Origin of the sequence: Paludibaculum fermentans, from assembly GCF_015277775.1 — a bacterium.
Taxonomy (GTDB): Bacteria; Acidobacteriota; Terriglobia; order Bryobacterales; family Bryobacteraceae; genus Paludibaculum; species Paludibaculum fermentans.
The window spans coordinates 2,336,852-2,362,809 of the sequence record NZ_CP063849.1; the positions used below are offsets into that span (position 1 = coordinate 2,336,852).

16 protein-coding genes are annotated in these 25,958 nt (G+C 63.4%); 13 read left to right on the forward strand and 3 right to left on the reverse strand.

Going from position 1 to position 25,958, the window contains the following annotated elements; genetic code table 11:
• Positions 1 to 2 precede the first annotated feature (2 nt).
• Positions 3 to 3,284 (reverse strand): TonB-dependent receptor, encoded by a 3,282-nt coding sequence (locus IRI77_RS09265; RefSeq protein ID WP_194451788.1) that lies wholly within the window; start codon positions 3,282 to 3,284, stop codon positions 3 to 5.
• Between the two features lie 74 nt (positions 3,285 to 3,358).
• On the opposite strand from IRI77_RS09265, the gene IRI77_RS09270 reads away from it, so the two are divergent.
• The 13 genes from IRI77_RS09270 (at position 3,359) to IRI77_RS09330 (ending at position 22,798) form a co-directional block, all read left to right on the forward strand.
• Entirely contained in the window at positions 3,359 to 3,925 is a 567-nt protein-coding gene (locus IRI77_RS09270) for an RNA polymerase sigma factor (RefSeq protein WP_194451789.1), read from the forward strand.
• Positions 3,918 to 5,498, forward strand: coding sequence for a hypothetical protein (locus IRI77_RS09275; RefSeq protein ID WP_194451790.1), 1,581 nt, complete (start codon positions 3,918 to 3,920; stop codon positions 5,496 to 5,498). The genes IRI77_RS09270 and IRI77_RS09275 overlap by 8 nt, the downstream gene beginning before the upstream one ends.
• A gap of 101 nt (positions 5,499 to 5,599) precedes the next feature.
• Complete coding sequence (locus tag IRI77_RS09280; RefSeq protein WP_194451791.1) at positions 5,600 to 8,737, forward strand: outer membrane beta-barrel protein; 3,138 nt, start codon at positions 5,600 to 5,602, stop codon at positions 8,735 to 8,737.
• 116 nt (positions 8,738 to 8,853) lie between these two features.
• The gene (locus tag IRI77_RS09285) at positions 8,854 to 9,867 is read left to right on the forward strand and encodes a LacI family DNA-binding transcriptional regulator (protein WP_228486658.1); all 1,014 of its coding nucleotides are present in this window, start codon (positions 8,854 to 8,856) and stop codon (positions 9,865 to 9,867) included.
• A complete protein-coding gene (gene iolB / locus IRI77_RS09290; protein ID WP_228486659.1) occupies positions 9,867 to 10,679 on the forward strand; it encodes a 5-deoxy-glucuronate isomerase in 813 nt (270 codons plus the stop codon). Before IRI77_RS09285 ends, iolB begins: the two co-directional genes overlap by 1 nt.
• A 10-nt stretch (positions 10,680 to 10,689) precedes the next feature.
• Positions 10,690 to 11,640 carry a 5-dehydro-2-deoxygluconokinase gene (gene iolC / locus IRI77_RS09295; RefSeq protein ID WP_194451793.1) on the forward strand — a complete coding sequence of 317 codons (951 nt, stop codon included), beginning with the start codon at positions 10,690 to 10,692 and terminating at the stop codon, positions 11,638 to 11,640.
• Between the two features lie 14 nt (positions 11,641 to 11,654).
• Positions 11,655 to 12,665: a Cgl0159 family (beta/alpha)8-fold protein gene (locus IRI77_RS09300; RefSeq protein ID WP_194451794.1), complete on the forward strand. Its 1,011-nt coding sequence runs from the start codon at positions 11,655 to 11,657 to the stop codon at positions 12,663 to 12,665.
• Positions 12,666 to 12,690: 25 nt separating this feature from the next.
• Positions 12,691 to 14,565 (forward strand): 3D-(3,5/4)-trihydroxycyclohexane-1,2-dione acylhydrolase (decyclizing), encoded by a 1,875-nt coding sequence (iolD, locus tag IRI77_RS09305; RefSeq protein WP_194451795.1) that lies wholly within the window; start codon positions 12,691 to 12,693, stop codon positions 14,563 to 14,565.
• A gap of 7 nt (positions 14,566 to 14,572) precedes the next feature.
• On the forward strand, positions 14,573 to 16,048 hold the full coding sequence (locus IRI77_RS09310) for a CoA-acylating methylmalonate-semialdehyde dehydrogenase (protein WP_194451796.1): 1,476 nt from the start codon (positions 14,573 to 14,575) through the stop codon (positions 16,046 to 16,048).
• A 12-nt stretch (positions 16,049 to 16,060) separates the two neighbouring features.
• Entirely contained in the window at positions 16,061 to 16,987 is a 927-nt protein-coding gene (locus tag IRI77_RS09315) for a TIM barrel protein (protein ID WP_228486660.1), read from the forward strand.
• 12 nt (positions 16,988 to 16,999) lie between these two features.
• Entirely contained in the window at positions 17,000 to 18,031 is a 1,032-nt protein-coding gene (gene iolG, locus IRI77_RS09320; RefSeq protein WP_194451797.1) for an inositol 2-dehydrogenase, read from the forward strand.
• Between the two features lie 574 nt (positions 18,032 to 18,605).
• A complete protein-coding gene (locus IRI77_RS09325; protein ID WP_194451798.1) occupies positions 18,606 to 20,546 on the forward strand; it encodes a hypothetical protein in 1,941 nt (646 codons plus the stop codon).
• Complete coding sequence (locus tag IRI77_RS09330) at positions 20,543 to 22,798, forward strand: carboxypeptidase-like regulatory domain-containing protein (RefSeq protein ID WP_194451799.1); 2,256 nt, start codon at positions 20,543 to 20,545, stop codon at positions 22,796 to 22,798. Before IRI77_RS09325 ends, IRI77_RS09330 begins: the two co-directional genes overlap by 4 nt.
• An 83-nt stretch (positions 22,799 to 22,881) precedes the next feature.
• Here the strand turns inward: IRI77_RS09330 and IRI77_RS09335 are convergent, their stop codons facing one another.
• Both IRI77_RS09335 and IRI77_RS09340 read right to left on the reverse strand, forming a co-directional pair.
• On the reverse strand, positions 22,882 to 24,018 hold the full coding sequence (locus IRI77_RS09335) for an alpha/beta hydrolase (protein ID WP_194451800.1): 1,137 nt from the start codon (positions 24,016 to 24,018) through the stop codon (positions 22,882 to 22,884).
• 89 nt (positions 24,019 to 24,107) lie between these two features.
• On the reverse strand, positions 24,108 to 25,406 hold the full coding sequence (locus IRI77_RS09340) for a GRP family sugar transporter (RefSeq protein WP_194451801.1): 1,299 nt from the start codon (positions 25,404 to 25,406) through the stop codon (positions 24,108 to 24,110).
• Positions 25,407 to 25,958: the final 552 nt, after the last annotated feature.

The following is a 25,958-nucleotide window of genomic DNA, read 5'->3' on the forward strand; positions in this document are numbered from 1 at the left end:
GATCAGAACTCAAACCGCAGGGCGATCTGAACAATTCTAGGATCGCCGGCGGTCTCGATGCGGCCGAATCGCGTAGCGCTATTGGCCAGCGCATACGGTGTGCTGAAGTTCACATTGTTGAACGCGTTGAAGAACTCACCGCGCAACTGAGCCCGCAGCCGCTCCGTGATCGGGATCGCCTTCACGGCCGACAGGTCGAAGTTGATCGACTTCGGTCCGCGCAGGAAGTTGCGCGGCGCATTGCCGAACGTGCCCGCGGCCGCCAGCGTGAACGCCGACGTGTTGAAGTAGCGTGCGATCTGGTCGGCCCTCGACCGGCCGCCGGCCAGGTTCGCGTCCCCGATCACATCGGCGTAGTCCTGTCCGATGCTGCTCAGCGCCCGATCGGTGCCGGAGCGCACGGTATACGGGAACCCGCTGCGGAAGGTTGCGATCCCCGAAGTCTGCCAGCCGCCCAGTGTCGCCCGGATCACCCGGTGCGCCGTCTTCAGCTCCGGCAGGTTCCACACCCACGAGGAGACGAAGCGATGCGTGTTGTCGAAGTCCGAAACAGCCCGGCCCGAACGGCGGTCGTACGGAATCGGAATGGACGTGCTCTGGCCCGGAGTGGTGTCGTCGCTCAGTTCATCGATCGACTTCGACCACGTGTAGTTCGCCTCAATGCTGAACCCCTTCGCCAGACGCCGCTCCACCGAGAACTGCAGCCCGTGATAGCTGGAACTGCTACCGGAATCGGCCACAAGAATCGAGTTGTAATTGCGATACGGCCGGCGCGCCTGGATGTTGCCCGTCGTCGCCCCCGCACTGTAGCGCGCCCAGTTCGTGTCGTAGTTGTACGAGAGCCGCCGGCCCAGGTTGCCGATATAGCTGGCGCGAGCCAGCAGTCCATTGAAGACCTCGTGCTCCACCGTGAAGTTGAGCGACTCCTGGTAGCTGGGCTTGAAGCCGTTGGAGAACGCGCCGAACGTGCCCAGCGGGGTGACGAACGACGAGTTCGTGGGCGGATCGAAGGGAGCGAAGGAACCCGGGAACGGATTCGGTGTATTCGCGTAAGGGTTGCTGAAGTTCACGCCGTTCAACGTGATCTGCGGGCTGAACGGAGCCGAATTCACAAAGCCGTTGTAGAGCACCGTGAACTGCGGATTCCAGAAGAGGCCCGCGCCGCCGCGCAGCACCGTGCGTCCTCCACCCGGCCGCCAGGCGTAGCCGAAGCGCGGCGCGAACGCCTGCTTGTAGCTGTCAAACCCGCCCATCGGGCAGCTTGGATCCCCTGCGTTCAAATAACCGTTGGGCGCATTCGGAAAGCGAGTAGACTGCACGCCAGGGGCAAAGCATTGCGTGCGGCCGATCGAGTCCGTGTAAGGTAGGAACGGTTCCCACCGCACACCCAGATTGAGCGTCAGGTTCGTCGTGACGCGCCAGTCGTCCTGGACGAAGAGCCCGATGCGGTGTCCGCCCAGGTCCTTATACTCGCCGCCGCCCTGCCAGAACTGGTACACCTCGCCCAGCATGTAGTCCGCCATCGGATCGCCGGAGATCGAGCCGTTGAAATCGAAGTTGCCCATCGTGCGGAAGTCGTTCGTGATGTTGTTGCTCACGTGCAGGTACTCGCCGCCGATCTTCACCTGATGCGAACCCAGCATCCAGGTGAGCGTGTCCGACACATGGTAATCGCGATCCTTCTTGTCGTAGTTCCAGCCGGGCCGCGCCAGGAAGTAGTTACTGATGTTCACATAGACAGACGCCGGATCCTTCACCGCGATACCGGCCACACCGGCTTTCGCGAAGTCGATGGGCAGCTTGACCGAAGCCCAGTCGTTGAACGTCCGCCGGCTACGGATGGCGAAGGTGCCATTGTTGATGATGTTCGGGGAGATCACCCAGACGTCGCTGAACGTCCAATGCGAGTAGGGCTGCGTGGACCGCCCCACGTCGGAGGTGAACATCGACGCCAGATCCTCGGTGTTGCCCGTAAACGGCCGCGTGAACGTGCGCCGGAAGTAGCGGCCGGAGAAGCGGTGGTTGTTCCAGTTGTAGTCGCCGCGTGCCGTGTACTCGTCTTCCACCGGCTTGCCCTGATAGCCAGTGAACCGCTCGCCCGTCGCGCTCGAAGGCACGGGGATGAACTTCAGCAGCGCCTGGGAAACCGGGCTCAGGCGGCTGACCGGAATCTGGTTCCCGGCAAACGGCTGCTTCGTCAGCGGATCGATCACAGACTTCGTCAGGCTCGAGAAGTTGCCATCCCGCATGGCCTGCGTCGGCAGGAACTGGCGCGTCAACTGCGGATCCGTCCGCAGTCGCGTCCCCTGGTAGCCGAAGAAGAAGAATGCCTTGTTCTTCACAATCGGTCCGCCCAGCGTCCCGCCGAACTGCGAGCGCTTCAGATTGTCGCGTTTCGCCGCAAAGAAGTTGCGCGCGTTGAAGACGCCGTTGCGCAGGAATTCGAAAGCCGAGCCGTGAAACTGGTTCGTGCCGGACTTCGTAATGACGCTGACCACCGCGCCCGTCGCATTGCCGAATTCGGCCGTGAAGTTGTTCTTCTGGATGCTGAACTCCTGCACGGCATCTGGATTCGGGAACAGGCCGCTGTTGTTGCGGTAGGAGTCCGTGTTCATGCCGCCATCCAGCATGTAATAGATGCCGTTGCCGCGCGTGCCGTTCACCGAGTAGGCGTTGCCTTCACTCGAGGACGAGCTGCGTGGAATCACGCCGGCCTGGATCGCCACCAACTGTGTGATGTCGCGGCCGTTTAGCGGCAGATTCACGATGCGCTGCTGGTCCACCATGCCGCGCAAGGCTCCGGTCTGCGTCTCCAGTAGCGGAGCCTGGGCGGTCACCTCCACTGCCTCCGACACCGCGCCCACCTGCAGCGTGATGTCCACCGTAACAGTCGTATCCACTGTAAGCGTCAGGCCCGCCCGAGTGAAGGGCTGGAACCCGTTGGCCTTCGTCTGCAGCCGGTACTGGCCCACCGGCAGCAATGGCAGGGCGTAGGTCCCGTCCGTCAGGCTGGTCCGGGTCAATTCGAAGCCGGTATTGACGTTCACCGCCGTAATCTCGGCGCCCGGCACGGAAGCGCCGGAGCCATCCCGGACCGTGCCGGCAATGCGGCCGCTTGCCTGGGCTCGCAACTCCCGGACGGAGAAAAGGGCAAGAAGGAGGAACAGCGCCGGGAAGGCCCGGCGGCGACAGAGACCATAAAGAAGCGCCACGCGTGGATGCATGCCCCAGTGACGGACCGCCTGCTTCGATTTCAGGTTCGGACATTGAAACTTTTTTGTCATGCGACCCTGAATTGAGCCGCACTGATTCGTCAGTATGTATACAGTCCACCAGGACTGGGCTTTGAGGTCGAATCTTGGATGACAGCACCGCAATTCCCCTGGTGTTGAGCGGGGAGATCAGTTCAGGCGTGGAGCAGAGTCCGGATCAATTCGTGGCCGATCTGTACGCGGTGCATGCCAACAGCCTGCATCGCTACCTTCTGCTGACCGGCAGCCGGCCCGCCGATGCCGACGAGTTGCTCCAGGATGCGTTCCTGCGCCTGTTCCGCTGCCTGCGTGAAGGTGAACAAGTAGAGAAGCCAAAGGCCTGGCTCATCCGGACACTGCAGAATCTGCGGACCGACCGTGCTCGCCGCGAGTCCGGCCACCTCTCGCTCATGGGGAATGTCGTTCAACGCGGGCAGCTCGCCTGGACCACGCGCACGCTAAGCCCGGAAGAGGCGATGCTCGACCATGAACGCTTCGATCGTCTACAGAGGGCGATGGGCAGCCTCACCGAAAGGCAACACCAGTACGTACTTATGCGCTCGGAAGGAATGACTTTGCGGGAGATCGCCGCCATGCACGGCGTCACGGTTCAATCCGTGGCCGAGACCTGCGCCCGCGCGATTGAGCGGCTGGGGAAGTTGACCCATGAGTGAGCCACTGCAGCCTTCCGGGCACCCGGCTCCGGCCGACCTGTTACTCCATTTGGAGGAACCGTCGGAGCCCATCCGCACTCACATCGCCGGGTGCGCAGCGTGTCAGTCGCTGCTGGCGGCCCTCCAGGAAGGCGAAAGCAACCTGGCCGAATGGCGCAACATCCAGAGCGCGCTGGCGCCGCCCCCTCCACCCGTCACCGCCCTGCAGGCCCGCATGCGCGCTGAAGCGGCCCCGCTCTCGTGGTGGCGGCGCAACCGTACCATCGCACGCTGGACGCCGGCAATCGCCCTGGCCGGCGCGGCCGCCTGCCTCGTCCTCATCTTCAGTACGAACGGCATCTGGAACCCCGTCGCCGTCGAGGCCGCCGAGATCCTGCGCCATGCCAGCGAACAGGTGCAGCAGACGCGATCCGCCAAGACGCCGGCAGCGCCGCGTCACTATCGGATCCGGCAGGGAGGGCGCGAACTGCCCTCCATCGACGACGCAAAGCTTCAACTGGCCCGCATCGATCGCCGCGATCCCCTGAATCCGGATGATTACGCCCGCTGGCGCTCCGAACAAACGGAGAAACAGGACACCATCACACGAGGCAACGGCTGGGTCCGCTTGTCCACGGCGGTGTTGGGCAACCGCGCCATCGAATCGGCATCGATCACGGTCGATAGCCACGATTGGCACCCGCTCATCCGCAGCGTCCACTTCCGTGGGGAAGACGAGATTCAAATGGAGGCCGCGCCGGCCGAAGCGGAAGTCACCAGCCAGGGCGCGCCAGACGGATCGAAGCCGGACGAATCCGGAGCCTTGAAACCGCCTGCCCCTACCGAAACGACAGCCCCCGCGGCCACCTCCGAAATCGCTATGTGGGAAGTCTTACACGCCGCAGGCGCCGACATCCACTCCGCGGCACAGCTCAGGCGGCAGGACGGCGCAGTCTGCTACGAACTCTGGTCCGATCCCAGCGATCGCGAAAAGGTGACCCGGGCCATGCAGGCGATCCGCGGCGCCAAGCCGTGCAGCCAGTCCAAGTCTCCTGAGCGCGAAAAGCTGCTGGAGCCGATCTCCGCTGGAACCACCGCGGAATCACCCAGCCTCGCACTGCTCACCGCCCGCTTCGGAGACAAGGACCGCGCCGGTCAGTATCTGGACGACGTGACGCGGCAGTACGTCGTGCTGCTGGCACGGGTGACGGCACTCGACCGGTATCTGCGCTGGTTCCCTCCAACTCGCATGGAGACCCTGGACATGCCCAGCCGGCGGCGCGTTGAAGCCATCGCGCTGAGCGATGCCGCGGCCGTGACCACCGAAGCCAACCAGTATCTCCGCCTCATCGGAGAAGGTCTCGCAGCCCTGGCAGCCAGGCCCGCGTCCGCGGCGCCCGTCGGACCGGCGTCGGCCGCCTTACACTGCACCAGTATTGAATCGGCCTCCACGTTGTTGGAGGATCTGCGGTCGCTCCACCGCGAGTTCGCGACACTGTTCGGTTCCGGGTCGGAGCTGGCCTCCTCCGTCGAACGGACAGCACGAACGCGCGACGCGTTTGAGCACCGCCTGGCAGCGCTCTGCGCGAAGTAGCCCGCGCCGCGGCCCCGATTCCAGGGTGAGATGGTACCCTGTGCTCTATGCGTGGAACGAGGGAGGGTACGTGCCTGGCTCTGCTCTTGGCCTGCGCCCCCGTGTGCGTTCTGCAAGCCCAGGATCACGCCGCCATTTCGGGTTGGATCAAGGACGTTCACGGCGCGATGATCCCGCGGGCCGACGTCCTGGTCTGGAATCAGGAAACAGGCCTCAGCCGCAACGGTCACTCCGATGACACCGGCCAGTATGGCTTCAGCAGCCTGCAGCCGGGCCTCTACACCGTACACGTCTCAGCGCGCGGCTTCCGCAGCCTCACCCGTTCAAACATCCGGCTCGGCGTGTCGGAGCGCGCGTCCCTTGATGTCATGCTCCAGATCGGCCGCCTGGAGGAAAGCATCACCGTCAACGCCGACGAGGCGGCCTTGCCTGCCACCTCCGGCAGCCTGCGCGGCGCCGTCGACCAGCGCCGGATCGAGGATCTGCCACTCAATGGCCGCGACATCACCCAACTCGTCATGACGCAGGCCGGTGTCGTGATGGGCAGCCGGTCGTCGTCGGAAGGCAACGGCTATGCCGTCAACGGCGGCCGTCAGAACGGGGTGCACTACACCCTGGACGGCGGCACCAACACCGACGCCTACCGCCACCAGAGCGGCGTCTTCCCCAACTCCTCCGCCATCGCTGAGGTCGTGATCGAGCGCGGCAACCTCAGCGCCGAGCACGGCAATTCCGCCGGCACCATCGTGAGCGTTGTCACCAGAAGCGGCACGAACATGCTGCACGGTTCCGCCTTCGAATTCGCCCGCAACGGAGCACTGAACGCACGCGACTTCTTCGCCGCCAACCGCGACAACCTCAAGCGGTCGCAGTTCGGCGGCACCCTGGGCGGACCCGTCATCCGCAATCGCATGTTCTTCTTCGGCAGCTACCAGGGCACGCGTGGGCGCGCCGAGACGCAGTACACGCGCCAGTTCCTGCCCACCGCCGCCATGCGCGGCGGCGATCTCTCCGCGACAGCCAACCGCGTCGTCGATCCCCTGACACTCAGCCCGTTCCCGGCAAACCGCATTCCCGCCAGCCGGTTGAGTTCCGTCTCGCAGGCCCTGTTGCGCTACATCGCCGTGCCCGCTTCGGCCAGCGGTGAACGCCAGGTGAGCATCCGCGACCGCACCGGCGAGAACGAATACACGGCCCGGCTCGACTACAATACTTTCGCCCACCGCCTCACCGGGCACCTGTTCCAGCGCAATCTCGAGACGCCCTTCTCTGGCAATCCGCAGGACCTCGCCTCCATGTTCGGACCCGGCGTCGGGCGCTCCGTGCAGCCTTACATCCACGCCACGTTCACCGACGTCTGGATGCTCTCCGGCTCCGTCATCCACAACCTGACTTTCGCCGTGCGCGACCGGCGCACGTTGAACGATTGGGACTCCGTCCGCCTGCCCATCGACTTCGCACAGGCCGGTGTGCGGGGCATCGCCGTGAAGAGCCCGGCCGCCATGTACGTCAACGTCTACGGCAACTTCATGGCCCGGCCCGGCTGGAACTACGACAAGCGCGACCGCGACTACCACCTCTCCGACAGCCTCAGTTGGATGGCTGGGCGTCACGAACTCAAAGCCGGCGGCGAAGTCCTGCGCCTTCGAAACCAGATCCGGAACGACTTCCGCACCATGGGGAACTTCGATTTCAACGGAGCCGCCAGCGGCGATCCGATGGCTGATTTCCTGCTGGGCGAGGTCTACCAGTTCTGGCAGGGTGGCGGCGAGTATAAGGAACTCTCCGGTCTGCGGACCGCCCTCTTCCTGCAGGACTCCTGGCGCATCGGCAGCCGCTTCACGCTGAACACCGGTCTTCGCTGGGATCCGTCCACGCCCTATCAGGATTCGCTCGGGCGCATCCAGTGCTTCGTGCCGGGCGTCCGGTCGACTCGATTTCCTAATGCGCCGCTCGGCTACCTGAACGCAGGCGACTGGGCCTGTCCGCAGGGCGGCTTCCGCGAGTTCCGCAAGTCCTTCGCGCCCCGCGTCGGGTTCGCCTGGCGGCCGCGTGGCACCAATCTCGTTTTTCGCGGCGGAGCCGGCATCTTCTGGGTGCCCCTGGCCACCATGCTCTACAACGGCTTCGTCAACTCAGCCCCGTTCAGCCCGCAGGTGACCCGGAACGGAGTCCAGTTCAGCGATCCGTTCGCCAATGTGGTGAACCCGTTCCCGGGTTCGTTCGCGCCCTTCCAGCCGTCCAGGGATGTGAAATTCTCGACACCGATGGGCCAGTTCGGCACCTTTTCGCCCGGCTTCCGTCCCGGCTATTCCGAGGGCGTCAATCTCACCGTCGAACACCCGTTCGGCAAGGCTTGGCTCGGCCGCGCTTCCTACGTCGGCAACCTTGGGCGGAATCTCTCCTACGCCTACGATCTGAACTACGCCCGCTACGCCGCAGGCGCCACCGCCTCAAATCTGCAGCAGCGCCGGCCCTATCCCGACTTCGCCAGCCTCATTGTGTCGGAATCCGGATCCAGTTCCAGCTACCATGCGCTGGAGACGGCGGTCTCGCGGCGCGCACCCTCGGGCCTGATCGTCGAAGCGAACTACACCTGGTCAAAGGCGATCGACGAGAGCTCCGAGGACACGATCCCCGGGCAGAGCGCCTCCATTGCCATGCCCTCTGACCGGCGGGCCGGCCGGGCTCTCGCCAACTTCGACGTTCCACACCGCCTGACGGCTTCGTGGGTCTGGCCCGTGCCCGCCGCCGGATTCGATGCACGGTGGGTTCGTTTGCTCACGAACGGCTGGGTCACCTCAGGCATGGCCACCTGGCGCGGAGGCATGCCGTTCTCGGTGCGTTCCGGAACGGACCGGGCGCTAAGCGGCGTGGGCCAGGATTTCGCCGACCTCACCGGTGATCCGAACATGAGCAACGGGCGGTCGAGACAGGAGATCATCGGCCGTTACTTCAACACGTCCGCGTTCCAATTGGCCGCACCTGGCACCTTTGGCAACGCGCCGCGGAATCTGTTGCGCGGCCCGGGCATGGTCAACTTCGACGTCGCCCTGGTGCGGGAGTTCCCGGTGCATGATCGTTTTCGGACCCAGGTGCGCGCGGAGTTCTTCAATGCGCTCAACCAGGCGGCACTCTCCAATCCGTATGCGCTCGTGAACAATCCAGCCCGGTTCGGGCGGATCGAAAGCTCAGGAGCGGCCCGCACCATCCAGTTGGCCCTGAAGCTCAGCTTCTGACCTGCGCTTGAATCTGTCCTTGAATCGGATAATTGATTTCTTTTCTCAGAAACTGTAAGATTCGATCGTTGGGTTATGCACACGTTTGCATGACTCGATTGGAGAGGCAGCACCACGTGAGACGCGCTTCCATCAAAGACATCGCCCGGCTAGCGAATGTCTCCCATTCCACCGTCTCCCGTGCGCTTCGCGGCAGCTCCCTCATCAGTCCCCAAACAATCACCCGAATCCGCCAGATCGCCGCCGACTCCGGCTACCGGCCCAGCGCCGCCGCCCGCAGCCTCGTCACCAGCCGTTCCGCTACGATCGGTGTAGTCGTTACCAGCATCGCCGACCCCTTCGCCGCTGAGGTCGTCCTCGGAATCGAAGATGCCGCCGACCAGCGTGACTATTCCGTCATCCTGGCCAACTCCAACGCGCAACCGGAGAGGGAAATGCGCGTGGTCAGGGCGTTCGAGGAACGCCGGGTGGACGGCATCATCGTCACCTCGTCGCGCGTCGGCGCGGTCTATGCCGAACTGCTCTCCCAGGCTCACGTCCCCATCGTTCTCCTGAACAATCAGCACCCCAGCGAGTTCATGCACTCGGTGATGATCGAAAACCTGGCCGCTAGCCGCCAGGCCACCCAGCATCTCATCGACCTCGGTCATAGACGCATCGCCTACATTGGCGATCGCTTTGGCTGCCAGTCGGATACCGAGCGTTTCAGCGGTTACCAATCGGCTTTGGAAGCTGCGGGGCTGCCAATCCTGACGGAATATACCGGATACGGGAACGGCTCCGCTGATGGTGGTGATTCCGCCATGTCGGAGCTTCTGACGCTACCCCTGCCTCCGACGGCGGTGTTCTGCTACAACGACATGACCGCCTTTGGCGCGATGCGGGCCGCTGCCGCCCGCGGCTTGCGAATCCCTACAGATTTGTCCATCGTCGGCTTCGATGATCTTTTCTTTGCTCAGTTTGCGGCGCCGCCGCTGACCACCGTCCGCCAACCGATGCGCGACATGGGCCGGCTAGCGGTGGAAAGCCTGCTGCACCTGCTGGCCGGCACGCCTACTGAGGCCAACCTGAAAATGCCCGGCGAACTGATCGTTCGCCAATCCACCGCTTCCCCACAGGAGATTGCCTGATGTCCCTCCTTGTCCATCCAGACACAACCGGAACTCAGATTGAGACTTTCGGATTTGAATTACTGGCCATTAAGATCGTGAAGCTCCAAGCCGGCCAGAGCATGGAGGAGGACACCGCCGGCCGCGAACTCGCCATTGTTCCTCTCGGCGGAACCTGCTCGGTCACCTCGACAGCCGGTGATTTCGCCTCGGTCGGGGGCCGCGCGAGTGTCTTCAGCGGCCTGCCTCATACGCTGTATCTGCCTATTGCGACAAAGTTTACGCTCACCGCGCAGGGTGATTGCGACCTGGCGTTCTGCTACTCCAAAGCCGAGGAACCGCACGCGGCTGCGCTGGTCGGGCCGGCGGACGTCCGCGTCGAGATTCGCGGCGGAGGCAACGCCACGCGGCAGATCAACCACATGATCCAGCCCGGCTTCCCGGCCCACCGGATCCTGGTCTGTGAGGTCTACACCCCCAGCGGCAACTGGTCCAGCTACCCGCCGCACAAGCACGATGTCCACAATCTCCCTGGAGAAGTGGACTTGGAAGAGTTCTACTACTACCGCATCGACAAGCCCGAGGGCTATGCCATCCAGAAGGTGTACAGCGCCGACCGGCGGATCGATGAAACCCTCACCGTCCGCGACGGCGAGATGGTGCTGGTACCGGAAGGGTACCACCCGGTCGTCGCCGCGCACGGCTATAACGCTTACTATCTGAACGTCCTCGCCGGCTCGGCCCGCTCGATGGCCGCATCCGACGATCCCGAATACGCCTGGGTCCGCGACACGTGGCGCGAGCAGGACCCGAGACTCCCGCTGGTCCGCTGAGGTGACATCTATGGACATCGCAATTCTCGGCCGCATCGGCTATGACCTCTACTCCGAGGAACCCCACGTTCCGCTGCCCCAGGCACGGCGGTTTTCCCGCTACCTGGGCGGCTCCAGCGCCAATATGGCTGTGGGTTTGTCCCGCCTGGGCGCCAACGTCGGCATCGTGAGCTGCCTGGGCAACGACAGCCTCAGCCAGTTTCTGATCGATTACCTAAACGAAGCCAAAGTCGACACCAGCCATGTACAAACCCGGCCGGGCTACCTGCCATCCCTTTGCCTGACCGAGGTTTCCCCGCCCGACCGCTTCCCGCAGGTCTTCTACCGCCACGACGCGGTGGATACCCTGCTGACGACCGCGCCCGGCGACCTCGAATACGTCTCGGCCGCAAAGATGTTTATCACCAACGGCACCTCGCTGTGCGCCTCGCCTTCGCGCGAAGCCACTTACCTGGCGCTGGAACGGGCGCATCAAGCGGGCTGCCGTGTGGTTTTCGACGTTGATTTCCGGGCTATGTCGTGGCCCAGTCCGGCCGAAGCCGGGCTGGCCGTGCGGCTCGCATTACCGTTCATTGACGTACTGATTGGCAATCAGCCGGAACTGATGCTGGTGGCCGGCGAGTCGACCTTGGAGGCCGCGACGGAGAAACTGCGGAGTTTGCCCATGTTGGTGTCCAAGCTGGGCGAGCAAGGCACCCGGGTTTGGACCGGTGAAAAGTCGGTATTTCTGCCGCCCTACAAGGTGGACGTGTGCACCACCATCGGCGCGGGTGACGGCTTCGCATCCGGCTTCCTGTATGCGCTTTTACAGGATCTACCGGTCGAGGAATGTCTGCATTACGGGAATGCCGCCGCAGCGATTGTGGTCAGCCGCCTCAGTTGCTCCGAAGCTATGCCTACGATGGCAGAGGTGCAGGCGCTCCTCAGTGAACAGCGGAAGCCCGCGGAGCCTGCCCGATAGAGTACGGAGGTTTCATGTTCTCCAGCCAGCAGTTTCTGCCAGATACCCTGATGGCGCGCCTCACCGAGGTCCGGGTCACTGATCCGGATTGCGCCTGGCGCGCGGCCCAGACTCGCCGGCGCCGGCACGGTCTCGTGAGCGGGGGTAAGCTCAACATCCTGGCCGCCGATCATCCGGCCCGCCGGGTCACCAAAGTCGGGAGTAATCCCATCGCCATGGCCGATCGGAGGGACTATCTTGCCAGGATTGTCCGGGTGATGTCGGCCGACGGGATTGATGGCCTGATGGCCACCATGGACATCCTCGAGGATCTATTGATCCTGGATGCACTGGTAAGAGAAGCAGGCGGCGTATCGCTTCTGGACGGGAAGGTCCTCATTGGCAGCCTGAACCGGGGCGGCCTGGCGGGCTCCTGCTGGGAGCTGGATGACCCGATCACCGGACCCACCCCGGCCACCTGTACGGCGTGGCACCTGGATGGCGCGAAGCTGCTGCTGCGCATCGCCGATGATGACGCCGGATCGCTGAAAACCATGCTCGCCAGCGCGCAGGCGATCAACGAATGCAACGCATTGCACCTGCCCATGTTCCTGGAGCCGCTGCCGGTCATCCGGAGGGATTCGGGCTGGGCGGTCCAGAAGGAACGCGAGGCCCTGGCCCGCATTGCCGGTGTCGCTTCCGCCCTGGGCGACAGCAGCCGCTATCTGTGGCTCAAGCTGCCCTACTGCGAGGGATACGAAACGGTGGCCCGGTCCACGTCCTTGCCGATCCTGCTTTTGGGCGGTGAATCGGCCGGGAACCCCGCTCCGTTCCTGGGGGAACTGGCTTCCGCCATGAAGGCCGGGCCGAACGTTCGGGGCGCCCTGGTGGGCCGCAACGTACTCTACCCCGGCGACGAGGACCCGTTGGCCATGGCCTGCGCGGTGGGTGGCATCATTCATCAAACCTGGACGGTCGACCAGGCGCTGGAATCCCTTCCAGCGAATCGCGGCCGGGCGCTGGACTCGCTCTCGCGGCTCTTCTGATCCACGCAGCTTTGGAGGTATCTCAATGGAAACAAGACGATTGACGATGGGGCAGGCCCTGCTGGGCTTCCTGAAGAACCAGTACGTCGAACGCGATGGCGTGGAAAACCGCTTTATCGAAGGCGCCTGGGGCATCTTCGGCCACGGCATCATTGCCGGCTTTGGCCAGGCGCTGCAGCAGAATCCGGACTTCCCCTACTACATGTGCCGGAATGAGCAGGCCGCCGTCCATATCGCCACGGCGTTCGCGAAGTCACGGATGCGGCTTTCGACGTTCGCCTGCCTCTCGTCGATCGGGCCCGGCGCGACGAACATGATCACGGGCGCCGCCACCGCCACGATCAACCGGATCCCCGTGCTGTTGTTGCCCGGCGACATCTTCGCACGGCGCAATGTGGCTCCGGTGCTGCAGCAGATTGAGTCCGAGCAGGGACAGGACTTTTCCGTCAACGATTGCTTCAAGCCGGTGTCGCGCTATTGGGACCGGATCAGCCGGCCAGACCAACTGCCGTGCTCTGTCGTCGAAGCGATGCGTGTGCTGACGTCTCCGGCGCATACCGGTGCGGTGGTCCTCGCGTTGCCCCAGGATGTCCAGGCCGAAGCCTGGGATTACCCGGTGGAGATGTTCGAGAAGCGGGTCTGGCACATCCCGCGGCCCGTGCCCGAGCTGGTCATGCTCGCTCGCGCAACTGAATGGATTCGCAGCGCGAAGCGGCCGATCATCGTGGCCGGCGGCGGCGTTCTCTACAGCGTCGCCAGCACGGCGTTGGCCCGATTCGCGGAACGAACGGGAATTCCGGTGGGCGAAACGCAGGCCGGCAAGGGTTCCCTGCCCTACGACCATCCGCAGAACCTCGGGGCGATTGGTGTGACGGGTACGCCCGGGGCGAACATTGCCGCGCGGGAGGCTGATCTTGTCATCGCGATTGGAACCAGGCTGAGCGACTTCACTACCGCTTCCAAGACCGCGTTTCAGAACCCGAATGTACGGTTTATCAACCTGAATGTGGCCGAGTTCGATGCCTTCAAGCACGCCGGATTGCCCCTGATTGCCGACGCCCGAGTGGGGCTGGAGCAGTTGGAAGCAGCGGCGTCCGGTTATTCCGTCGATGCGGACTATTCCGCGGCGATCGCGCAGTGGAAGGCGCGCTGGGAGGAGGAGACCGACCGGATCTACAACATCCAGCACGGTCCACCCATCAGCCAGGGCGAAGTCGTGGGCGCCGTCGCCAAAGTGGCGCAACCGAACGACGTCGTACTGAATGCAGCGGGCAGCCTGCCGGGCGACCTGCACAAGCTGTGGCGGACGAGTAAACCAGGCGGATACCACATGGAGTACGGCTACTCCTGCATGGGGTATGAGATCGCCGGCGGTTTGGGTGTCAAGATGGCGGATCCCTCGCGGGAAGTTTACGTCATGGTAGGCGACGCCTCATTCCTGATGATGTCGTCCGAGATCGCCACGTCGGTGCAGGAAGGCTACAAGCTGAACATTATCGTGCTCGACAACCACGGGTACTCGAGCATCGGCGGGCTCTCCAAAGCGATCGGCTCGGGCGGGTTTGGGACGAATTACCGCTGCCGGACCGAGAGCGGCAGCTTGGATGGAGAGAACGTGCCGGTGGATTTCGCGGCGTTGTGTTCCGGCTTGGGCGCCCGCACGGTACGGGTGACCACCCGCGCCGAGTTGGAGAGGGCGCTGGCCGAGATGCGCACGCACACCACGACTACGGCTGTCGTGGTGGAAGTGGACAAAGAGATGCGCGTGCCCGGCTACGAATCGTGGTGGGATGTGCAGATCGCGGAAGTCTCTGAGATCGAGAGCGTCCGCCAGGCGAGAGCCGAGTACGAACAGGCAGTCCGGAAGGAGCGGCGGCACGAGATCGCCGCGCCCAGGTAACTAACCCATGGCAAACAAAGAAATTCTGAACTACATCGGCGGAGCGTGGCAGCGCCCCGTCTCCGGCGCAGGGCTGCCGGTGATCAATCCGGCCACCGGCGAGACGATTGCGGTTTCGCCGGAAGGGTCGCAGGCCGACGTGGAAGCCGCCGTCCAGGCAGCCGCGGCCGCCTTCCCGGAATGGCGCGCGGTGCCTCCGGCAGAGCGCATCCAATACCTCTTCAAGTTCAAGCAACTCCTGGAAGAACATTTCGACGAGATCGCCCGGATCGTGACCGTCGAGAACGGCAAGACCCTGGCGGAGGCTCGCGGGGAATTGCGGCGCGGTGTGGAGAACGTTGAAGTGGCCTGCGGGATCCCGATCCTGATGCAGGGCTACAACCTGGAAGACGTCGCTCGCGGCATTGATGAACTGATGTTCCGGCAACCGCTGGGCGTCGTGGCCGCCATCACACCTTTCAATTTCCCGGCGATGATCCCGCTGTGGTTCCTGCCGTATGCGATCGCCTGCGGCAACACTTTCATCCTGAAACCCGCCGATCGCGTGCCGTTGTCGATGATCCGAATCATGGAGCTGCTGCATGAGACGGGACTGCCGGCGGGTGTGGTCAATCTGGTGAACGGAGGCAAGGCGGCCGTCGATGCGCTGTTGGACCATCCACAGGTTCCGGCGATCAGTTTCGTCGGATCCACGCCGGTGGCTCGCTATATCTACGCCCGGGCGTCGGCCAACGGCAAGCGAGTGCAGTGCCAGGGCGGCGCGAAGAATCACGTGGTGGTCCTGCCCGATGCCGAGCCGGAGACGACGACGCAGATCATCGCCGACAGCGCCTATGGCTGTGCCGGGCAGCGCTGCCTGGCCGTCTCAGTGGCGGTGACGGTGGGTGATGCGCAGCAGTGGTTCCGGGACTCGATTACGCACACTGCCGCGGCGATGAAAATCGGGGACGGACTGGCGCAGGGTGTGCAGATGGGTCCTGTGATTTCGCAGGCCAGCCGCCAACGGATTGAAGGGCTCATCACGGCCGGAACGCAGCAGGGCGCCAAGGCGGCTGTCGATGGACGCGATGCCGTGGCCGCGGGGCTGGAGAGCGGCAGTTTCGTGGGTCCGACGGTCCTGGACGGGGTCCCGGCGGGCAGTGAGTTGGCCGAGACTGAAATCTTCGGACCGGTGTTGAGCCTGATTCACGCCAGCGACGTGGACGAAGCGATGGCGATTATCGCGAAGAACTCTTACGGGAATGCGTCGTCGATCTTCACCTCAAGCGGAGCCGCGGCACGCAAGTTCCGGAATCAGATTCCGACCGGCAATGTCGGGGTGAACATCGGCGTGGCCGCTCCAATGGCCTATTTCCCGTTCAGCGGCTGGAAGGGCAGCTTCCTGGGTGTACTGCATGCACAGGGCCGCGATGCGGTGGAGTTCTACACGGACAAGAAAGTCGTCATCGAGCGCTGGCCCAGGGAGTGGAGCAGAAAGTTCTAGAGGTAAGTCGTCGTGGCAATCCTAAAAGTTGGCAATGCGCCCTGTTCCTGGGGCACGCTTGAATTCGAATCGGCCAAAGGCGAGCAGATCGGCTACAGCCGGATGTTGGATGAGCTGGCGGCTACGGGCTATACGGGCACCGAATTGGGTGACTGGGGCTACATGCCGACAGATCCGCCGGTGCTCTCGGCCGAACTGGGCCGGCGGGGCCTGGTGATGCTGGGCGCGTTTGTCCCGGTCGCCATGAAGAACCGGGCAGCGCACAAGCCCGGTGTCGCAGCGGCGGTCAAGACAGCGAAGCTGCTGGCGGCGGTGGGCACGGATCCGAAGCCATTCCTGGTGCTGGCGGACGACAACGGGTCAGTGCCGGAGCGGACTTTGAATGCCGGCCGCGTCACACCCGGGATGGGCCTGTCCGACGAAGAGTGGGCCATCTTTGCGGAAGGCGCGAATCTGGTGGCGCGCACGGTGCTGGCCGAGACCGGCCTGCGGACCGTCTTTCATCATCACTGCGCGGGCTATATCGAGACTCCACACGAGATCGGACGGTTCCTCGACCTGACGGATCCGGAGGCGATCGGCCTGGTGTTCGACACCGGCCATTACGCTTACGGAGCAGGCAGCGCCGATGTGGTGGCCGGGCTGCAGCGCTTCAAGGATCGCATCTGGTATGTCCACTTCAAGGACTGCCAGCCCGATGTGGCAGCCCAGGCGCGGGTGGAGGGTTGGGATTACTTCCAGGCACTGCGTTATGGTGTCTTCTGCGAGCTGGGTAAAGGCTGCGTCGATTTTCCGGCGGCACTGCGGTGGATGAAGCATACGGGCTACGACGGGTACACGCTGGTGGAGCAGGACGTCCTGCCGGGTATGGGTGCTCCGGCCGAGAGTGCACGCCGAAATCGCGAGTATCTGCATTCGATTGAATCCAATTTCGCCTAGGAAGGAATGGCCATGATGAAAAGACTCAATATCGGCATTATCGGTGCGGGCCGCATCGGAAAGGTCCACTCCGAATCGTTGGCGTTCCGGATTCCGGAAGCGAACCCGGCTGTGATCACAGACGTGAACCAGCAGGCGGCGGAGGAAGCAGCGGAGCGGTTCGGAATCGCCAAGGTGGCCGCCTCGGCGGGCGAGGTGCTCGCGGATCCCTCCATTGAGGCAGTGCTCATCTGCTCGTCGACGAATACGCATGCCGACCTGATTGTGGAGGCCGCTCGCGCGGGCAAACACATCTTCTGTGAGAAGCCGGTGGATCACTGCCTGGAGAAGATCGATGCGGCACTGGATGCGGTGGAGAAGGCGGGTGTGAAGCTGCAGATTGGCTTCAACCGTCGCTTCGACTCCAACTTCGCCAGGGTGCGGGCCGCGGTGGCCAGCGGCGAGATTGGGACTCCGCAGATGGTGCACATCATCAGCCGCGATCCGGCACCGCCGCCTGCTGCCTATGTGAAGGTATCGGGCGGGATGTTCCTGGACATGACCATCCACGACTTCGACATGGCCCGGTTCCTGATCAACGACGAAGTGGAAGAGGTCTACACGGCGGCGGGTGTGATGGTCGACCCGGCGATCGGGGCCGAAGGCGATGTGGATACGGCCGTGATTACGCTGCGATTCCGCAATGGCGTAATCGGTACGATCGATAACAGCCGCAAAGCGGTTTACGGTTACGACCAGCGGGTGGAGGTCTTTGGGAGCGCGGGCTCGATCGCGAGTGCCAACCGCTATGCCAGCCAGACGGTGCTGAGCACGGCGGAGTCAATTCACCAGGATCTGCCGATGAACTTCTTCATGGACCGCTACACGGAGAGTTTTGTCAGCGAGCTACGGTGCTTCGTGCAGGCGGTGTTGGAGAATAAGCCGACCCCGGTGACGGGGATCGACGGGCGGATTCCGGTCGTCATGGCACTGGCGGCACGCAAGTCCTATGATGAGCGCCGGCCGGTGCGGCTGGAAGAGGTTGACTCACTGGCGCACGCGTGAGGAGACGGGGGGACGGTCTCGATCGATGGTTGGTTGGGGCTTTGCGGTTGCTCCCCCGCTCCTTGCAGTCGCGGCTCGGAATGAGGTTTCCTTCATCACGATCGCGGCTCGGATAGTCACGCCGAATCTTCTTGAAGACTCCTGGGTAGCGGGCCGCGAGGGTTGGTGGATTGGAGCCTTCCGGTGGGCTGTCCGCTTACTGACGTGCGCGGCTCAATTCAAGCCTGGTTCGCTTTGGCACACGGCTACCCGCTTACTGGCGTGCTCGACTCAATTCAAGATTGGTCCGCTTTGGCATACGGGGGACGGGCCTGCCCGATGGCGGCTCGCTGCCGTTGCCCCCTCCAATTTGCATTGATTCCTGTCCGCTATACCTGACTTCCTTCGGTGGATTTGCGCATCCCCGCGGCTGGCCTGGAGATTATTCGGTTTGAATGGAACCGAAGATTCCCCCATTGCGTCAAAAGCTGCACCAAGGGTCTCGGATCAATAGCTCGCAAATACCGCAACTCCTCGCGCACCAGTCGTGCTCTGGAGTATTTTTGTGTCAGCAACTTTGAAAGGATTCGTCGAGATGCGCAATCTCAGAATCATGACATCCCCACGGGCGCTTGTGCCTTTGCTCGCCACGGTTCTCGCTTTAGGGGTCTCCGCCCAGGACTCTCCGCCTTCTTCGTCCGGCTGGGTGGTGATCCCGGTGAACGAATACGGTTCGCTACGCGCACGGGCCTACCCTGCCGCGATGGAACCGGAGGCTCCGCCGTTGGAGGCAACGCTGACGCGCGTCGAGTATGAACTGCGGATCAATGGTGACCTGGCTGCAGGGCATGCCACCATTACGATCGACGTCCTGAAGGACGGTTGGGTGCAGGTGCCGATTCCCGCGGGACTGCTCGTCCGCGAGGCCAAGCTCGACGGGAAACCGGCGGCGCTCGTGCCCGGCCCCGCCGGCAGGGGTGGGAGTCAGCAGATGGCCGTCCTTTCGAAGCGCGGCCGCGCATCGCTCGTGCTGGAGGTGGCCCTGCCGATCGGGTCCAACGCGGGAGAGGAAAGGTTGACGCTGCCAGCCAGCGAGTCGGGCATTACCCGAGGGCTGGTAGTACTACCGCGATTGGATGTCGAGGTCCGCGTGGGCGGCGGCCTGCTGTACGAGAAGTCGCAATCGGCCTCAGAGAGCAAGTGGCTGGCCTATGGGAGCGGTGGTTCCGCGTTGACGTTCGCCTGGCGCCGCAAGGCCGAGGATCATCGGGTAACCCAGGCGCTGAGGATGCGGGGTTCCCTGACGGAGTTGTTGAGCCTGGGCGAGGACTCCACCTCGGTATATGCGGAGGTGAACCTGGAGGTCGTCCAGGGCGCCGCCAGCCAGGCCCGGATCCGGGTTCCGGCCAATGTCACGGTGAATCAGGTTTTGGGCGCGACCGTGGCGGATTGGGAGGTTCAATCGAACGAAGTCCTTGTTAAATTTCTGGAGCCGGAAGAGAAATCCGCGCGGTTTGTGATTACGGGCGAGACGCGATTGCCGCGCGACGGCGGCATTGATATTCCGCTGCTGGCTTTGCTGGGCGCCGAGCGGGAGACGGGCGGCGTCGCGGTGGAGGTACTGGGCGCCGGTGAGATCAAAGACGCCAAGCCCCTGAACCTGGATCGCGCCGATGCGGCGGAAATGGGGGCCACGGTACAGAACCGTCAATCGCCTTCCCTGCTGGCATTCCGGTTCCGGCCCGGCGCGGCCACCTCTACCAGGTCGCTCAAGGTGGAGTTGACCCGGTATGACCAACAGGCCGTGCTGACCGCGAATGTGGAAGAGGCGCGATACCGGATCCTGATGAGCCTGGAGGGCAAGACCCTGATCCAGGCGCGCTATGCGGTCCGGAACAATCAACGGACGTTCCTCAAGATTACGCTGCCCGCGGGGGCGGTCGTGTGGAGTTCCTCTCTCGGCGGCAGGCCGGTGCGGCCGGGCCAATCGCCAGATGGGGCACTGCTGATGCCACTGGAGCGTTCGAGAGCTGGGGATGAGGCTCCGGCGTTCGCGGTGGAAATCCTGTATCTCGCACAGGGCACGGCCTGGGCGGAGCGGGGCCACGCGTCGCTGGCGTTGCCCGCCGTGGATCTGCCTGTGTCGAAGACGGGTGTCCAGGTGTTCCATCCACCGTTGGCCAAGATCAACGTGGAACCGGGTCCGTTTCGTACTGAGGCGTTCCAGGAGGCTACTTCGTCTGTGTTGAATGCCGCGTCCTACGAGCCCGCGGTGGCGGCGATGGCCCCATCGGCAGCGAACCAACTGGATCGATTGCAGACGAACGGACCGCCCTCGCAAGCGGCTACGCAGGCACTGGTGGACGACTACAAGACTCGATTGAATGCGCGGCAATCCGGAGCCGCGCTCCCCATGATGGCGGAGTTTCCCCAGGTGGGCCCGTCGCTATTCCTGGTTTCGGAATTGACGAGTGAGAACCGCGGCTCGACCATCGAGCTGACCTATCAGAAAGAAAAAGCGCGAGGTGGAAAATGAGATCCGTTGCTTTGCTGCTGGCTCTAATCCTGGCTGGTGCGGCCCAGGGGCAGGTGCGGCCAACGCTGCCGCCTCCGTCTGCTGGAAATGTCACGCTGACGTTGGATGAGTACAACCGGCTGCTTGAACTCGCGAATAAACCGGGCAAGAAGGTGGACGTACCGCCGCAGCCCTACTCGCTGCAAAGCGCCGATTTGCGAATTGAAGTGACTGGCGAGAAGGCCGCGGGGAAAGTGCAGTTGGAGGGCCAGGTGTTCACCAAGGGCTCAGCTACGGTGCCGCTGGTTTCCGGGATGACGGTGCTGGAGGCGCAGCAGAAGGGGAAAGAGCTCGCGCTGGTCCAGTCGGGCCGGACACACTCCGCGGTGCTGACGGGACCGGCGGAGTTCTCTATTTCGCTGGAGACAGGATTCCCGCTGGTAATTGAGCCGGGCCGCGCCTCTTTTCAGTTGCCGGCCCCGGCCGCCGGTGCGGTGAGGCTCACGTTGGTGTTGCCGGGCGACCACACCAACGCGCATGTTTCGCCGGGCCTGGTCACGGCGCGGTCGTCCAGCAATGGGCAGACCACGATCCAGGCTACGCTGGCGCCCGGGCAAAACACGTCGGTGTGGTGGGCTTCCCGGGAAAACGTGGCGCCCGTCGCGCCGAAGGCCGTGCGCTTCCTGTCGGATGTGAAGACGCTGGTATCCGTGGGCGAGGGGCAACTGGGACTGGCGGCGCTGATCGACATCAACGTGATCCAGGGAGATCCGGCGCAATTTGAGATCGAGATGCCGGCCGGGTATGAGCTCGCGGGCGCATCGGGCTCGACGCTGGAGTCTGGCGCCGTGGAGGGTGGCGTGCTGGTCCTGAAGGTCAGCAACCCATCGGCGCGGAGCCACCAATTCCTCGTCACGCTGGAAAAGTCGACGACCGACACGAAGGCGGAGGTCCCATTTCTCGCCCTGAAAGGCTCGCAGCGAGAGACAGGCGAGATTGTCGTGGAAGGCGAGGGGACCATCGAACTGACGGCCAGGGAGAGCGGCGGCCTGAAGAGGATGGACCTGAAGGAAGCATCGCCGTACTTGCGCGCGCTGGCGCACTCTTCACCGCATGCGGCGTTTCGTCATCACCGGCAGCCGTCGGAGCCGCTGGGTTTGGCGCTGGAGTGGGTTCGGTTCCCGGACAAGGCCGTGATTCCCGCCGTGGTGCAGGATGCGGTGGTGACCTCGATGGTGACCTCGGAGGGGCGGTCGTTGACGGAGGTGAGATTGACGCTCCGCAATCAGGCACAGCCGTTCCTGCGGGTGTCGCTGCCGGCGGGCGCAAGTATCGTATCCGCGGATGTCGCGGGCCAGAATGTGAAGCCGGTGCAGGGGTCGGATGGGAATCGGGTGCCGTTGCTACGGCCCGGATTCCGCCCGACTGGCAGTTACCCTGTGTCCTTCGTCTATATGGATTCGGGTGCGCCGTTTGCAAAGAAGGGCGGGGCTGAACTGTTGCTGCCGAAGATGGACGTACCGATCGCCTTGCTGCACTGGGAAGTGTTCCTGCCGGAGCGATATAAGGTGGCGAATTTCGCGGGTGATGCCTTGCGGGCGGAGTTACTGCCGGAGGCTGAGGTCAGTCCAATGATGCCGAAACGGGTCGCAATGATCAAGGAAGAGGAACTGGTGGGGGCGGGGCGGACGCAGGCAACATTGAGTATGGATATCCCCCCAGGCATCGTCAACTCAGTGCACAGGGCTTTGAATCTGGCCCCGGGACTTGTTGGGGGAGTTGTCCTCGATTCCACCACGGCCGTGATTCCTAATGCGCAAGTGGTTGTGACCGAGGTGGCGACCGGCCAGTCCAGGCAGGCATCCGCAAACTCGTCCGGCCAATGGAGGGCAGGCCCGTTCGCAAGCGGGCGTTTAAAGATCACCGTGAGCGCGCAGGGATTCCAACCGCAGGTGCGGCAGATCAACTACGACGCCGAGAGGCCACAGCCGGTCAACGTGACACTGAATGTCGGCTCGGTTGCAGAGACCGTAGAGGTCACCTCCCAGGCGGAGGTGGTGCGCGATTCCAAGCGGATTGACAATGAACTCAAGAAGAAGTCCGCGGAGGTGTTGAACTCAGCGTCCGGCAATGTGGTCAATCTGCAACGCAGGGTAGCAGGGGTCCTGACTATCCCGGTGGAGGTGCCTCGTGCCGGGACTTCATTCCGGTTTGTGCGCCCGCTGGTGGTGGATGAACCGACGAAGCTGAGCTTTACCTACAAGACCAAATAGGGCCGCATCGACGCGGAAGAGCCCGGGTGAGCGCACGTGCCTCGGCACGGCTCTACCCGAGCTCTGTCGTGTTGGTTGGATCACTACTTCGCGACGCCTATGGGGTAGCCCTGCCAGACATACTCGAGCGCTTGCGGCAGGGTCTGCATCTTGACAGCGCGGTCCGTGTGGCCCGCATTGCGGGCAAAGACGAACTGGTAGTGGTAGCCCTTGGCGGCCAATGCTTGCGCCATCTTCTCGTTGGCCAGCACCCAGTCGTGCTTGTTGTCGTGCATGACGTTTGGGTTGAGGAGGTCGCGATCCCCCACTTCCATCCAGAGGCGAATGGGTTTGGGCGGACTGTTGGGGATCAGACGCTCGTGGAATTCCCACGCGCCGTGTGGGATTTCTGGATTCGACGGCCACTGCTGGTTCACGTACGTGCCGGAGTACGTCAGCACGCGGTGGTACAGCTCCGGGTGATACCAGGCCATGATCAGGGCGCAGGAACCACCGGAACTGCCGCCCATTGTTGCGCGGCCGTCGGGATCCTTCGTCAGCTTCACATTGAAACGTTTCTCTACCTGGGGGAGGACTTCCGTCTCGACGAACTCCGCGTAGAGACCGGACATGGTGTCGTACTCCAGTCCGCGCTGGCTGCCCTGCGCGTCGCCGCCGCCATTGCTGATGGAGATGGCGATCATAGCCGGGACGCGGCGCTGGGCGATCAGGTTGTCGAGAGCCGTGAAGAGCATCTTGTCGGGGCCATCAGCGCCCACGATGAAGGGTGCGGCGGTGCCCGGGACGTACTGCTTCGGAACGTAGACAGTGACGCGGCGCGAGTAGGGAGCGGGATGGCTGGTGGTGACGATCATCTTCGCGGGATCGTTGGGATCCGCCGTGCCGAAGGTGCCGGGCTCGCGCAGGATGCCGGGATAGATCTTGCTGTCCTTCGACTCCATGACGAATTCGGAGACGGTGCCCTGCGGGACGCCCTCCTGCGCGGTCATCTCCGGCGCGGGATTGTGGGTGGGTCCGAGGATGAAGTTGCCGTCAACGTTGATGGGCGCGTTGCGGCCGTCGATCAGATCCGTGGCCGTGACATAGCCGGGTGTGTGCGGATCGCGGGTCGGTGGTGTGGGACGCGGCGGCCGGGTGGGGGCGGGCGGAGTCTGGGCCAGGCTCCAGGTGGAGCAGATCGAGAGACTCGACAGGAAGGCAATGCTGAGCAGACGAGACATCGGAACCCTCACTTGATCTGGATTCACTCAACAGCCGGACCGGTGGGTGGCACTGCTTCACCCACCGGTCCCGCTCGAACTATCACCGTTTAGGAGAACTTCGTCCGGCGCCACAACAGTAGGCCGCAGACGATCAGGAACGCGATGGTCGCCACACTCAGGATGCCCATCCAAATGGGATTGGCTTCGATGGGCGCCCGCTCGGCGTTCATGCCCAGATAGATGAACATGCCCAGCGCGGCCACGCCCACTAGCGCTTCCCACCAGTGGCGTTTGGGCTCCTGCAGGGCGAGTACGTCTTCGCCGCGCATGCAGCGTTCGACTTTGCCGCGATCCATGCCATAGCGGGTGCACTCGCGTTCCATCGCGCTGTCCCAGGAGGTGTGTTCGGATTCGGGCGCCTCGGCAAAGCTGATGGCCGCCGCTCCTGCGATCATGATGAGCGAACCGACGACTACGAGGACCTGGGCCGTGGTGGACTGTCCGGCGAGTTCGCCAAACACGAGCGCGCCCCAGGCGAGGCCCCACAGCTGATTCGTATTCGAAAGCGGGATGCCGCGGCCGATTCCGATGTACTTGGCCGCGTATTGCTGGAACAGGTCGCCTAGCACCCAGCAGAAGCCGCCCAGGAAGAGCCAGAACATGACGGGCTTGGCCTTGGTCAGATCCGCTGCGACCTGGTCGTACCCGCCGCCGAAGATCAGCGCAAGCGCGAAGACCGTCCCCAATTCACCAAAGGTAAAGACGGTGACAAAGGATAGCGGATTCATGCCGCTGATGTAGGCCTTGCGGTAGGGAATGTACATGGTGCCCCAGAGCAGGCCCGCCCCCAGGGCGGCACAGATTCCGAGGGTTGCGGCCCCTTGCGGTCCTGTGCTGGTCTGGTGGGATGTGGCCAGGGCGAGGACGCAGGCTCCGACGACGATGCCCGCGGCACCGCCTAACACCTTTAACCACTGTTTGGCGCCCGAGTTCTTTAGTTCGTTGAACAGCAGCCAACCCCAGAAGAGGCCCACGAGGCTGTTCGTATTCCACAGAGGAAATGCGATGGACAGGCCAACATTGCGGATGGCGAAAACGGTTAGCGTGTTGGCCACGGCCCACAACATGCCGGCCAGGATCGCCCAGACCATCAGGTGCTTCTTTTCCTTGAGGTCCATCCAGATGTAGCCGGTGCCTTTGAGGAGCATGGGCACGGTCCAGCGGGCGACGAAGACTCCGGCCACCATGCCGAGCGAAATGATGAAGGGCGAGAAGCCCGCGGTCACAAGCTTGGTGGGGGCTTCCGCCGCGCCCAGCCAGGCGCCGGCACCGAAGCCGCAGGAGACGCCCAGCCAATGCAGCGTGCGGGCGGAATGCAGTACTGCGGGACCCGGTTTGTTTGCCATCGTTCTACCTCACCGCCACGAGAACACTGATCCCAATCACGAGCACCGCTACCGGCAGCCAAAAATGCCCATCGGTGAGAATCGCCTTCCACACAGGCTGTTTCAAAGAGACCTCCTGCTATCGACAGAGATGACGCGTCATTCCGACCGCGCCGAAGCAACTTTGTCATTGTACGCCCTAGGGTGGGCTGCGCTGTGCACGCTCACGCGGGTCACCTGCCGGGCTCCGGCGGCGCCGGCCTCCAGTCGATGGATAGTGAATGGCAGGCCATCATCGAACTCGCGTGGGTGGAGGCGACAGAGGACCGAAAGAGAGCACCACCATATAGTGCTAATGCAATTAGTGAAGGAAGAATAGATCGCCCGCATTATGAATCCTTCGATTGACAGGCGCAGTCACTATCGCACGATTGATGATCGTTGTAGAATTCAACATCTCCGCCAGATATAAGCAATGTTCCGGCCCGCGGATGCCGGCCGCGAAACAGAGCGATTTCGGCAAACTTGTAACCTCAAACCCACCTCGACTCCGCACCCCCTTAGTGTTCGTAT

Coding starts and splice junctions, on each gene's coding strand:
- IRI77_RS09325 (WP_194451798.1), top strand. CDS start 18,606: ATGCGCAATCTCAGAATCATGACATCCCCACGGGCGCTTGTGCCTTTG.
- iolB (WP_228486659.1), top strand. CDS start 9,867: ATGTCCCTCCTTGTCCATCCAGACACAACCGGAACTCAGATTGAGACT.
- IRI77_RS09300 (WP_194451794.1), top strand. CDS start 11,655: ATGTTCTCCAGCCAGCAGTTTCTGCCAGATACCCTGATGGCGCGCCTC.
- IRI77_RS09265 (WP_194451788.1), bottom strand. CDS start 3,284: ATGACAAAAAAGTTTCAATGTCCGAACCTGAAATCGAAGCAGGCGGTC.
- IRI77_RS09275 (WP_194451790.1), top strand. CDS start 3,918: ATGAGTGAGCCACTGCAGCCTTCCGGGCACCCGGCTCCGGCCGACCTG.
- IRI77_RS09340 (WP_194451801.1), bottom strand. CDS start 25,406: ATGGCAAACAAACCGGGTCCCGCAGTACTGCATTCCGCCCGCACGCTG.
- IRI77_RS09330 (WP_194451799.1), top strand. CDS start 20,543: ATGAGATCCGTTGCTTTGCTGCTGGCTCTAATCCTGGCTGGTGCGGCC.
- IRI77_RS09310 (WP_194451796.1), top strand. CDS start 14,573: ATGGCAAACAAAGAAATTCTGAACTACATCGGCGGAGCGTGGCAGCGC.
- iolD (WP_194451795.1), top strand. CDS start 12,691: ATGGAAACAAGACGATTGACGATGGGGCAGGCCCTGCTGGGCTTCCTG.
- iolC (WP_194451793.1), top strand. CDS start 10,690: ATGGACATCGCAATTCTCGGCCGCATCGGCTATGACCTCTACTCCGAG.
- iolG (WP_194451797.1), top strand. CDS start 17,000: ATGATGAAAAGACTCAATATCGGCATTATCGGTGCGGGCCGCATCGGA.
- IRI77_RS09335 (WP_194451800.1), bottom strand. CDS start 24,018: ATGTCTCGTCTGCTCAGCATTGCCTTCCTGTCGAGTCTCTCGATCTGC.